Origin of the sequence: Serratia proteamaculans, assembly GCF_949794035.1 — a bacterium.
Lineage (GTDB): Bacteria > Pseudomonadota > Gammaproteobacteria > Enterobacterales > Enterobacteriaceae > Serratia > Serratia proteamaculans.
The window spans coordinates 3948049-3960460 of the sequence record NZ_OX461105.1; the positions used below are offsets into that span (position 1 = coordinate 3948049).

The window sequence follows — 12412 nt, forward strand, 5'->3', positions numbered from 1 at the left end:
AGGGCTAAAAGACAACTTTGACAGCAAAAACCGGCCCCGGATCGCGGGGCCAACCTTCCCTCAGCAATGCCTATACCCCTTGTGCGATGAATTCTTCCGTAGTAGCGTGCAAAAGGTACAAAAACCCTACTCACCTAAGGCCATGTGATGTCCCCTACGCTGACCATCGAACAATTGAAAGAGTTGGGCCGCTATCAGGAAGCGACCGAACTGGCGCAACAACAGTTACTGCAACAACCGGAAGACGCCGCCCTGCACTACCAATTGGCTTGCCTGTATGACGTTCAGGGCTTTGAGCAGCAGGCGATCCCCAGTTACCTCGCGGCACTGGCGCGCAATTTGTCGGCAACGCAACGCCAGGAAGCCTGGCTTGGCCTGGGCAGTACCTACCGGGCGCTCGGCCTGTATCAACAATCGCTGGCCGCCTTCGACGAAGGGCTGAGCGAGTTCCCACAGGCCAAAGAACTTACCCTGTTCCGCGCCATGACGCTGTACAACCTGGGTGAAACCAAACAAGCGGTCGCGGATTTGCTGTTGCTGCTGGCTGAAACCTCTTCGCATAGCGACATCAGCAGCTACCAGCGTGCGATCCGTCAATACGCCGCCGATCTGGACCGGATTGGCTAAGCGAGGTCAACATGGAAATCGTGACCGACCCGAACCGCTACGGCGTCGACTGGCTACAGTTGGCCGGGCTACTGGAAGCCGCCGGATTGGGCCAGCGTGACTCGCAGGTTCTGCAGCGCGTTTATCAGCACAGCCAATTTTGCTACTGGGGCTACCTGGATGACCGGCTGATCGCCACCGCCCACGCCATTAGCGATATGACTTCAGTTGCCTATCTGGCCGACGTGGCTCTGCATCCAGACTTTCAGGGCCAGGGTTTGGGACGTCAGTTGATGGATCGGGTCATGCAGGATTTGGCCCCGCTCGGCAAAGTGTTTATCTACTCGGTGCCCGACAAGCTGGAGTTCTACAAAAAATACCACTTCCGTGAGCTGACCACCGGCATGGTCTATGCCGATAGCGCGGCTTTAGAGCGACTGCAGCAAAATGGTTATATCCGCTGAAAAAACCTTAAAGGAACTCCCCATTGCTTATTGAAAACCGGCTGTCTCCGCAGGACTGTGCGAACATGAATGATATTCGCGCTGAAATAGACATGATGGACGAAAGCATTATCAAGCTGATCGCCCAACGCTTCGCCTACGTGAAGGCTGCGGCCAAATTCAAGACCAGCCCCGATGCGGTACGCGCCAAAGAACGCTTTGAGGCCATGCTGCTGCAAAGACGAGTCTGGGCCGATGAGCAAGGTTTAAGCCCGGAGGTGATAGAGAACATGTATCGCGATCTGGTTAATTATTTTATCAGCGAAGAAATGAAACATTGGTCCCAGGATCAGGGCGAAAAGTAAACTCAATGAGGAAATCAACAGAACATGGCTGACTTATCCTGGCTAATGGAAACCGAACTGAAAAGCGAAAGCATCAGCCTTATCCCATTACGGAAAGAGCATGCGTCACAGCTGGTTGAAGCGGCTACCGACGGCCGTCTCTGGGAACTTTGGTTTACCTCGGTACCCAATGAAGACACCGTAGAAGACTATATCAGCCTGGCTTTAAGTGAACAGGCAGCCGGGCGAGCATTACCGTTCGTTGTGGTGCATAACGCCACGCAAAAAATTATCGGCACCACTCGGGTTTGTCATGCCGACGGACAAAACCGTCGCGTTGAAATTGGCTACACCTGGTATGCCAAAAGCCATCAAAAAACCGCCGTTAACACCGAGTGCAAATTGTTGTTGCTCAGTTATCTGTTTGAATCCCTGGCGGTGATTGCCGTTGAATTTCGCACCCATTGGCATAATCATGTTTCCAGAACGGCGATAGCGCGCCTGGGTGCCAAGCAAGACGGCGTACTGAGAAATCACCAGAAAAATGCAGATGGTAGCTATCGGGATACGGTGGTTTTTTCCATCATCGACCACGAATGGCCGATGGTGAAAAAAAGCCTGAGTTATAAATTACGTCAGGCCAGAGAATGATTTCTGGCCAGTAATCTACAACGTCTTCATCATAAAGATCCTGCTGGTACCTGCCGGCAGACAGGGCACTTCGCCAAAGCTCGTCCAGCCGTTCAACTCATAAAACTTCGGTGCCTGAAAGCTGATGGTGTACAGCACGGCGGAAACGCAGCCCCTGCGTCGCCCTTCCAGCTCAAAGCGACGCAGCAACTCACTGCCCAGCCCTGAACCACGCAGCGATTTTGGCAGATAAAACAGATCGACAAACAACATACCCAACGATGAACGCCCGCTAATACCGCCCAGCACTTCGCCGCTGATCGGGTCTCTCACCACTACCGCTAACGGGCGACGATCGTTGGTGCCGGTCACTTCATCGTTATATTGATTCAGCCCTTCTGCAATCAGCGCTTCTATTTCGTCGATGGCGCTTTCGGTGACTTCGATTCGGTAATTTTCCATGATCTTCTTCTTATGTAGGGTTGCTCAGTAGCACAGTGAGATTAGCAAAAAAGCAGCGTAATAAACGCGATCGGCATTTTTTCAGCTTTCCCCTGCCTTTCAGACCATTGTACGGTGGAACTCCCCGCCATTTTTCGGCATGCTGGTCGCTGGCTTTCATTAGATGTAATCAAAAAAATCAATAACTACCCTTTTGATTTTTTATATTAATGAGTGAAAAAATGCACTTAACCATTCGATGGATAAGGGCATCGGAGATTAGTTTTGTACTCATTTTTTAGACAAATTGAGAAATGACTGTGGCGGCTTAAAAATTATGAGTTTGGAACCACCTTTGGTCGGTGTTAAGGACTTACGTAACTTATGAACAATTTCTGGTAATTGACTATGTTTAAGAACCTCATACCCGTCTCTAACTTTTTTATGACTCCATCACGCTCTAACGCGTCAAAATCAATTTTTGATAATTATCCTTATAAACCGATAAGTTATTTACACATTTGTTCTGTAAATTTCAAGTTTTTATCTTCTCTCATAATCACATCAAGATTTCAAAAAAAATTAGAAGTACTTAGCTCTCATTTCATCTAGAGAGGTATTACTGATTATTGGCCTGCCCTCAGGATTAGATACAACGCTCAGTTAGTAATGTCGGATCTTTCACTCTCAGAATTACCCGTTCTCCAGCCCGCCGTAAATTCAGACGGTGTCTGATAATTGAGCGTGGAGTGTGTGCGGCACTCGTTATAATCTTTACGCCATTCACTGATGATTTTCCTGGCATGGCTGATCTCGCTGAACCAATGTTCATTCAGGCATTCATCGCGAAAGCGTCCGTTAAAACTCTAAATAAATCCATTCTATGTCGGCTTACCTAGCTGGAAAAGCCGCAGCTCCACGCCTTGTTCGTAAGCCTACTGGTTAAGCGCTCCGCTGGTAAACTCCGCCCCCTGGTCGTCGCCGGATAGCCGCGAAACAGCGCAATGCTGTCGAGAATACGCGAGACCTGAACGCTAGAAATCCCAAAGGCAACGGTTACCGTCAGGCACTCCTTCGTGAAGTCGTCCACACAGGTCAGGCACTTTATCCTGCGACCGGTGGCCAGCGCATCCATCGCAAAATCCATCGACCAGGTCAGATTAAGAGCCGCTGGGCGGAGCAGCGGCAAACGTTCTGTTACCAACCCTTTACGACGTCGTCTGCGCTGTACACCCAGACCACTGAGATGACAAAGCCGTTACACTCGCTTGTGATTAACATGAAGCCCTTCGTGGCGCAGCAGCTGAGATGCGGCGGTAGCCAAAACGCCTACGCTCCAGTGCCAGTTCGGTGATGCATCCTGATAAATGCGCATCCGACACTGGACGCTACGCTTCGTAACAGCAGGCCGACAGGGACAAACCCGTTAGCCTGCAGGCACGACGTTGCGACAGATTGGTCGCATCACACATCAACACCACTGCTTCCCGCTTCTGGTCTGTCGTCAGTACTTTCGGCCCAGAACCACCTGAAGTACCTCCTTATCCTGCATGGCTTCGACAAGCAGCTTCTTGAGTCGAACGTTCTCCTCCTCAAGCGACTTCAGACGCTTAACCTCGGGCACCTCCATACCACCATACTTTTTACGCCAGGTGTAAAACGTGGCGTCGGAGCTCACATGCTTGCGGCTGAGTTCACGGGCAGAAACCCCGGTTTCAGCCTCTCGGAGAATACTGATTGATCTGTTGGTCGGAAAAACGCTTCTTCACGGGGATGTCCTCATGTCGCTTATGAAGACATTGCTAACATCTGGGTGTACTAATCAACGAGGAGCAGGTCACACAAGGTGGATCACAAAATCGAAATACATATATTAAATTCAATTGAGTTTATTCATATATCACAACATAATTATTAAAAATTTCTCGAGAAAAAATAATGTTAAAAAAATTGATTCTTTTAGCATGTTCATACCGTCCTGGAGGCCGTTGCGTTGCAGGAATAGAAATAGTTGATAACCGAGCACAAGGTTGGGTACGCCCTGTCTGCTTAAACGGTGAGGGGCAAGTTCATGATTCAGATAGAATTTGCCTTAATCAACACACAGCAAATAAACTCAGTGTTGTACAAATTGATTTTACGACAGCTCAAAATCATCCAATGCAGAAGGAAAACATGCTGTTCACTCACGATGCAAAATGGACACACGTAGGAAATTATTTACAAGCACATGAATATTTAAGCCCATTGCTACAAAGACCTACTTCTCTTTGGGAAAATGGACTGCATAGTACTAATGGAATTAATGACAAAGTACCTGTAGGTATAGTTAGAACATCTCGTGATTCACTCTATTTTATTCGGCCTACAAGATTATTCGTTCATATTGCAACTGAAGGGGAAGCGTTCGATAATCCTCAAAGAAAAGTAAGAGCTAGATTCTACTACAACAGTGTCGAATATATGTTCTCTTTGACTGATGCTATGATCTTAGAGCAATACGCAAATCACAGAAATGGTGAGTATGAAATTAATAATTGTTATCTGGTAGTAAGTCTAGGTGGAGAACACTTAGGCTATTATTGGAAAATAGCAGCTGCTATATATGAGGTACAAGAATGAAAGTATATTCGATAGGATTCACTGAGAAATCAGCAGAAAAATTCTTTAATCTTATGAAGTCACAGAAAATCTCCACATTAATAGATGTTAGGTTAAATAATATTTCGCAACTTGCAGGTTTCTCCAAGAAAAATGATCTAAAATATTTCCTTAAAGAAATTTGCAATATCGATTATGTGCATGTGCCAGATCTAGCTCCAACAAAAGAAATGTTAGATCCCTATAAAAAAGGTAACATTCCTTGGGAAACTTATGAAAATAATTTTTTAAACCTTATGGCCCAAAGAAACATTGAAAGAATTGACAAAGAACTCATTAAAAACAGCTGCTTACTATGCAGCGAGCATAAACCTCATCACTGCCATCGACGTCTTGTGATAGAATATTTGAATGATCACTGGGATACTGACTTCGAGGTTAAGCATTTGATATGATGAAAGTACTGATAATGTATCATCCAAACTTTGTATCTGCTGGTAAGTTTGAAAGAAAACTTACTAAAATACTTTCAGCACTGGATGATTACCAAATTCTATACTTTGCTGATCCAGCAAGTCTTATTAGTAATCACTTCGATTCAAAATTATTAAAACATCTTGACGATGATGTACTTAGTAGTGTTATTCAAGATAAAAAACTAACTCATGCGGTAATTTTTGATTCTATCTATTCCCCAGAATTCACAACTGTTAAATCATATCTTTCAGAGAAAATACCAGTCAGATATATTCAAGACAAAATAACATTCGTCTCAAATAAAGACAAAGATGAACATTTTGATACTTATATTGGACGCGGAACTTTATGGGGGAATCCGTATGCAATAGGTCAAGACGGCGACCGTGATGAAGTCATCCGAAAATTTGCTTATGATTTTAACCGTGGTTTTTTACGTGGAGGAGATGATTTTAATGAAAAGCTTAGGCTTTTAAGAGGACATACTTTAGGCTGCCATTGTAAACCATACGCATGCCACGGGGATGTTCTTGCTGAATATCTCAATAAATTAGATGATGGTGAATAAACGCAGGTTACTAAGTAACCTCAAATTAAACCACTCGCATCTTGCAGTAGTGCTGATTTGTACAAATCCCCTTGTACACCCCAAACGCCCCATTCCTTCAAGTGCTGCAATAACTCAGTATCAAATACGCCGGATACGATAATCCTAGGGCAATACTTAATTATATCCTTTAGTAATACTGGAAAGCTGTTCCTGTAGAATTGAGTACTGAACAGGATTTTATCGATCTTAACCACTTCAAATATGGTACTAACATAAGTTAGTAGATTTACACTCCCAGCGCCAAGATAATTAAGGGAAATAGCATTGCTACTATGTGAAAGTGATTTCAATTCTGGATTCATTACCCCCTGCTCATTTTTTATATCCCCTCTGATACCATAAAATTAACTGCATGGCATTAATTTCAACAAAGTCAGAATGTATGTATCGTGCTTCAAAATTAATACAGTACTGGAATCGATACTGAGGGAACATAACAGTTTTTTTCTTTGAGAAATGCTTCGCCATTGGTAATAAAATATATTACGTCAATAAAATAAGTTTTTTCGTGGATAATCCAATCCTGCATTATTTCACCCCCTAACAACTTCTGATCTGTGCTCATTACAGGTTGAGCAAAGTATTGAGTAATCATCTCTGGCTATCCTGATTTTTAATGTACTGATGATTGATTATACCAAGCAGGTCAGCTAAAAACTAATGCAGATAAAAACGCTCTACTTTTAATATTCGTATGTAACCCCTTAAACTTTCAATTTTAATAATGAATAATTTGGGTATTTGGTATTTGGTATTTGGTATTTGGTATTTGATATTTGATATTTGATATTTGATATTTGATATTTGATATTTGATATTTGATATTTGATATTTGATATTTGATATTTGAAAATATAAAGATAAGTAATGTTAAAGGTATTAATTACGGAAATGATATTTTTATTAATACATTTAAATAATAAAAACCATTTAAATCATAGCTCTACTTTCCGTAATTAAAAAACTGGGCATCTGAACGAAAGATAGAGCATATAATAAATTAAAAAACATTTAAAGTAATGCCTGAATCTCAAGCCAATACAATTGGTTTTGCATCACTTTTGATTTAATTCCATCTATGTTAGCAATGTTTAATTGTGAGCTTTCAGGATCATATTTTAAATGACGAGAGAAATTCTTTTTCAAGAAGACTGCACAATGTCTTGAGAACCCCATAAATTGCAATTGCCAAACAACTGGATCATTCGATCCAAACTCAATGAACTGGGACCAATTAGCCCCAGGATTGTTCTCAAATATTAGCGATAGAAGCTGACAGTAATGTGAAATGTAATTTTGGAGTTGATAACCGACCTTCAACTCAATGTCCTTTATAGTATCATTTACTAACTTGGTAATATGCGTAGGGTTACTGGAATCAAATAGCTCACGAACTCCATTAGAAAAATACAATTCCCTTCCATTTGATTTATAGTAATATATTGTATCAGCTATAATTTCACTTAAAGAGTTACCATGCATCCATTTGGATAAAATAACAGCGTAGTAGGTTATTGATTTAGAGTTAAGGCGATTCAACCCTTTACTATATTTTTCTATTTGATAAAGTTCAAATATTAGCTCTAACTTTCCTTTTATATCATCATGCGTAGGATTCCATGATAACTTCAGTTCATCGATAGAATAATTTTTTATTTTATTAAAGGCATTATATTGAGAGTTAATAGCAATATGGCTGTTGGCTAGTAAAATATTTAGAGGGATATTGAGGTCATTAGTACTCTTTAAAGCATGATGTAAAATATCGCTATTACCATTATCCCTAAAGTAGTTAATAAGTGGAAGATTATTAACCCCATCAGTCCTTAAGGTATCTATTCTAACCATGTCCCCTAGGGTTCTTAGAAACTCACTATTCTTAATGCCATCTGTGGAACCAGTTGTAATTATCTGTTTTAATGAATCAATACTTTTCTTATCATTTATATAGAAACTTGGAATTAACTCTATACTATTTTTATCTGATAGAATTAATTTTTTTATTGCATTATCTGTCCATGTTTTGCTTTCATCTTTTACACAGAAAATATCTCCTGCCAACTCCATAGCTAACCTTCCAGCTCTACCTGCAAGATTCCAAAAATCAACTGACTCAAAGTGGCTGTTTCCTTTCTTAGATGTTAGAATGAATATTGAACGTGCCGGTAAATTTACGCCTTCCAGCAATGTTGATGTGCAGAATAGATATTCTATATTCCCTTTTCTAAAATGATGTTCAATAAGGTCACGAATTGCTTGCGGTAAGTTACCAAAATGAAATGCAATACCATATTCTATGGCTTCGGCCAATTCATATCCATTGTGTACAAACTCTCTAATTTGCGAGGCAAGATCAGAATTATAGAGTCTCTTTGCTTGCTTTGTTTTTTTAATATAATTCAAAAACTCTCTTGTCCGTAACAGTGTATTATCTATACCTCCAGAATAAATTATTTTACTTTTACCTTTGTTGATTTTATATATAAGATCATTAGCAGAAGCATATCTTTCATTTATATTTTTTATTTTTGTTAAACTATTTCCACCTACATAACTGAAATTCTGCTCTAACAAATCAATAAAATATAAATTTTGTGCAGTAGCACCTTCAATGCTTCTATATGTCGCAGCATTTTCTCTATCGAATAGTTTGTTAAACACCTCGGGATTTGATAAGTTTGGTGATGAAAAAAATAATTTCGCATTAATATTTAAATTTAAAGCCTGTTCAATAGCTGAATATGTAACAAGACTTCTCGTGTCATTTTTTGTTGTAAGCTTCTGAGCTTCATCTACAAAAATATAATCAATTTTCATTTTAGGAGATGAACTAATTAAACTAACTAATCGTTCAGGAGTTAGTACGAAAATATACCCCCCACCATTATCAACACCACCTCTTAACATATAGGAGGTAGTAATTAATCTATAACGATTTTTATTAATCTCATTCCTAAGCTCGTTCTTCAGCTTTAATGTATTCTGACTGATTAGTGCTCTGGTAGGGACCATAAGCACAATTTTTTTACAATCTTCATTAATGACAATATGTTTTATGTATTCATTGATAACAAATGATTTCCCCATTGATGTAGGACCTGCAAAGCTTAAATTATTTGAGCTAATCAAGGATTGATAAAGTTCATATTGCCTGTCTGTAAAATATAAACCATCGACACTAGTCTTTTGGATGGTTTTTTTTACCGCAGACTCAACCTCACGATCTAAAGGTAATTGTACACCTTGCGATATTAGATTGTCCGCAGCGAATACGCCTAAGCGGTTGATTACGGCTGACCCAATCATTTTGAAATAAGGATTATTTGATTGGAATGTAGCTATTTTACTTATTATTTCAAATGAACTAGAGCGATGTTTTTCTGATAGAGAGTGTGATAGTATGTCCGCAAAACGCAAAGCATGTTCAATTTTTGACATGTCAATTACATCTATTATATCCTGCTCATTATTGTTAAACAAACAATCATCATATATCATTGATATATATGTGTGAATTTCTTTGAAGTAATCACTCTCATAAGCATCCACTGACAAACGCTCTGCTAGTGGAATTTTTTTTATAATACCTTCTTCATTCATAACTCTCACCCAACCGTTAGCATTTCTTGAATTAGTTTCTTTCGGGTAATATCTATATCCGTAAATGGAACTATGTAAATATGAAAATCATGACCAAATAGCTTATGCTTTATAATTCTCTTTTGAATGGTATCAATTACTCTGGATGCATTTTGTTGCACAACGGAGTATATCCATTCTCTAAATTCACTATTTTTCATGGATAACTGAACATCATCAATAGATAGTTCAAAACCTAGAAAAACACCAAAAGACAAATCGAGATCTGGGCCATTATCTCCTGAGGGGAGTAAAATAGATTTGATTGTTTCATACCCTTCTTCTGTAACCATTTCATTTATTACATGAGTATCAATTAAACCTCTTTCAAACCCTAAACCGTTAAGTTTAAACTCTGCAATAGAGTCAAATGCTTCGCGGGCACCGTCTAGTAAGTTTGCATACATTTTAGACTCACCAAAAATTAATTGATAATCGTTGCCTACTTCTAAGAGATGTATACCATCAGACCCTTTAATATAGTCATTCGCATCAGTTTTTAACTCCATTTTAGACAACAATTTAGGTGCATTTAAACCTGACTCAAGAAATGCATATAGTAGCAATTCACCAAGCTCACCTTCATTAGATGTATAATTCCGAAATTTCCGAATTGCCTCTAAATATGGTTTAGGACTAAATCTTGGATGATTTTTATCGAATTCTGCTAACCTTCGATTAGAATGAACATAGCCAACAATTAACTCTCGTAGTTCATCAACTAACTTTTGGTATATAAAACTATTACTTTCAATATTAAGTACATGCAAATTTATTGTTGATTGCTGAGGTGACCGATCTAACTGTAATGTTCTAAATAAATTAAGAAATCGTTTGTTGACTCGTATTGGTAGCAACATTTCCACAATACCCTTTTGTTATCATGGATAAAATTTAACACGCATACCTCTAGTTGTCGATTTCATGGTCATAGTATACATACTGTATAAAAACACAGTCAAGTCTGTTTCATCAAGTTAATAGGCGATTTTTTGACTTAGTGCAGTACCCCTATGCAAGCACTGCAACTTAGTAACTCTAAAACGTTGTAGCTTCGTTTGTAAGTATCCCTGCAAAACGAACCATTCACTTTTAGAGATCTTCCGACATACTGACTATGTCCCTGGAGGAGATCGCCATGCGCAAAGCACGATTCACCGAACACCAGATCATCGCCGTTCTGAAGTCCGTCGAAGCCGGACGCACCGTTAAAGACGTCTGCCGCGAGGCCGGGATCTCTGAGGCCTCTTACTACAACTGGAAAGCAAAGTTCGGCGGTATGGAAGCCTCTGATATCAAAAAGATGAAAGACCTTGAGGATGAAAACCGCCGGCTGAAACAGATGTTTGCGGACCTGAGTCTCGAGTGCCACGCACTGAAAGACGTCATTGAAAAAAAGCTTTAAAACCAGCGATAAAGCGTGAGCTGGTCAGCTATCTGACCGCGCAGTTTGCCATGAGCTTACGCCAGGCATGTAGGACATTGTCGCTGAGCAGGACGGTATTTCGTTATCAGCCGGATACGCGACGTGATGAGCCGGTTATCATGGCGCTGACCATGGCGGCTGAACGCTATCCACGATACGGATTTAAGAAGTTTTTCAGGTACTTCGCAGGCAGGGCAATATCTGGAACCATAAGCGCGTGCACCGGATTTACTGCCAGCTAAAACTGAATTTTCGCCGTAAGGGTAAACAACGCCTGCCGGTGCGCAATCCGGCTCCGCTGGCAACGCCGGAAGCACTCAACCAAAGCTGGTCGATTGATTTTATGCACGATGCCCTGACATGTGGCCGACGTTTTCGGACCTTCAACGTTGTGGATGATTTTAACCGTGAGGCTCTGGCCATCGACATTGACCTGAATATCCCGGCCCAACGGGTTGTCAGGGTGCTGGACAGGATAGTTGCAAACCGTGGATATCCGTTGAAGATGCGGATGGATAACGGGCCGGAACTGATATCGCTGGCTCTGGCACAATGGGCTGAAGACCACGGAGTGATGCTGGAATTTATCAAGCCAGGCAAACCGACGCAAAACGCATTTATCGAACGTTTTAACCGGACGTACCGGACCGAAATACTGGATTTTTATCTGTTCAGAACACTGAATGAAGCACGGGAAATAACGGAACGCTGGCTGACTGAGTACAACAGCAAGCGACCTCATGAGTCCCTGAATAACCTGATGCCGGAAGAATATCGGCTGATGGCAGATAAACCGGAAACCCCAAAAAGTGCGTGGAACTAAAGCTGGGATACTTACACGTTCACCAAATGCGTTTTAGTCAGGTTTACCCCCTTCTGAACTTTTTTACATTTTCCTTTAGTGCCCCAAGTGCCGGATTAGGTGACGTTACATAAGGATTTGGTTGTGAAAACTGTATACCTGCGCGGGATAATGCTTCTATGCGGTAACCACTTTCAACTTTGCCGCCGATCTGCTGTGTACAGGGCTTCCCGATCCGTACATAGCAGTTGAGTACTACCCGTGATCGGTTCTGCTTCACTTGAATGTGTAATACTTGGTCATTTCTATTATTAAGATCATTAGATAGGGGAGCATTACACTTTTCTACATCACTGGCCCATGAACGAGTTTTCAACAATGGCTCAGTGCCAG

11 protein-coding genes and 2 pseudogenes are annotated in these 12412 nt (G+C 41.0%); 8 read left to right on the forward strand and 5 right to left on the reverse strand.

The window, feature by feature from the left end:
• The first annotated feature begins 147 nt into the window (after positions 1-147).
• The 4 genes from QOT07_RS18390 to QOT07_RS18405 are packed head-to-tail and all read left to right on the forward strand — an operon-like array spanning position 148 to position 2044.
• On the forward strand, positions 148-627 hold the full coding sequence (locus QOT07_RS18390) for a tetratricopeptide repeat protein (protein ID WP_099062561.1): 480 nt from the start codon (positions 148-150) through the stop codon (positions 625-627).
• 11 nt (positions 628-638) lie between these two features.
• Positions 639-1070 carry a GNAT family N-acetyltransferase gene (locus tag QOT07_RS18395; RefSeq protein ID WP_099062562.1) on the forward strand — a complete coding sequence of 144 codons (432 nt, stop codon included), beginning with the start codon at positions 639-641 and terminating at the stop codon, positions 1068-1070.
• A gap of 23 nt (positions 1071-1093) precedes the next feature.
• Positions 1094-1414 (forward strand): isochorismate lyase, encoded by a 321-nt coding sequence (locus QOT07_RS18400; RefSeq protein WP_099062563.1) that lies wholly within the window; start codon positions 1094-1096, stop codon positions 1412-1414.
• A gap of 24 nt (positions 1415-1438) precedes the next feature.
• Positions 1439-2044, forward strand: a complete 606-nt coding sequence (locus tag QOT07_RS18405; protein WP_099062564.1) for a GNAT family N-acetyltransferase — start codon at positions 1439-1441, stop codon at positions 2042-2044.
• A gap of 15 nt (positions 2045-2059) precedes the next feature.
• Here the strand turns inward: QOT07_RS18405 and QOT07_RS18410 are convergent, their stop codons facing one another.
• On the reverse strand, positions 2060-2485 hold the full coding sequence (locus QOT07_RS18410) for a GNAT family N-acetyltransferase (RefSeq protein ID WP_099062565.1): 426 nt from the start codon (positions 2483-2485) through the stop codon (positions 2060-2062).
• A 638-nt stretch (positions 2486-3123) separates the two neighbouring features.
• A pseudogene (locus QOT07_RS18415) lies at positions 3124-4233 on the reverse strand (IS3 family transposase).
• Positions 4234-4402: 169 nt separating this feature from the next.
• Between QOT07_RS18415 and QOT07_RS18420 the strand changes: the two are divergent.
• From QOT07_RS18420 to QOT07_RS18430, 3 genes are read left to right on the forward strand one after another with little or no spacing between them, the layout of a single operon-like run.
• Positions 4403-5086, forward strand: coding sequence for a dual OB domain-containing protein (locus QOT07_RS18420; protein ID WP_157765434.1), 684 nt, complete (start codon positions 4403-4405; stop codon positions 5084-5086).
• A complete protein-coding gene (locus QOT07_RS18425; RefSeq protein WP_099062566.1) occupies positions 5083-5520 on the forward strand; it encodes a DUF488 domain-containing protein in 438 nt (145 codons plus the stop codon). Before QOT07_RS18420 ends, QOT07_RS18425 begins: the two co-directional genes overlap by 4 nt.
• Positions 5517-6110 (forward strand): DUF4326 domain-containing protein, encoded by a 594-nt coding sequence (locus QOT07_RS18430; RefSeq protein WP_099062567.1) that lies wholly within the window; start codon positions 5517-5519, stop codon positions 6108-6110. The genes QOT07_RS18425 and QOT07_RS18430 overlap by 4 nt, the downstream gene beginning before the upstream one ends.
• A gap of 20 nt (positions 6111-6130) precedes the next feature.
• Here the strand turns inward: QOT07_RS18430 and QOT07_RS18435 are convergent, their stop codons facing one another.
• From QOT07_RS18435 to QOT07_RS18445, 3 genes are all read right to left on the reverse strand, one after another.
• Positions 6131-6454, reverse strand: a complete 324-nt coding sequence (locus QOT07_RS18435) for an EAL domain-containing protein (RefSeq protein WP_099062568.1) — start codon at positions 6452-6454, stop codon at positions 6131-6133.
• 709 nt (positions 6455-7163) lie between these two features.
• A complete protein-coding gene (locus QOT07_RS18440; RefSeq protein WP_283603712.1) occupies positions 7164-9752 on the reverse strand; it encodes a DEAD/DEAH box helicase in 2589 nt (862 codons plus the stop codon).
• 5 nt (positions 9753-9757) lie between these two features.
• The gene (locus tag QOT07_RS18445) at positions 9758-10651 is read right to left on the reverse strand and encodes a HamA C-terminal domain-containing protein (RefSeq protein ID WP_099062571.1); all 894 of its coding nucleotides are present in this window, start codon (positions 10649-10651) and stop codon (positions 9758-9760) included.
• 278 nt (positions 10652-10929) lie between these two features.
• Here QOT07_RS18445 and QOT07_RS18450 point away from each other — a divergent pair.
• Positions 10930-12040 (forward strand): annotated as a pseudogene (locus tag QOT07_RS18450) (IS3 family transposase).
• Positions 12041-12412: the final 372 nt, after the last annotated feature.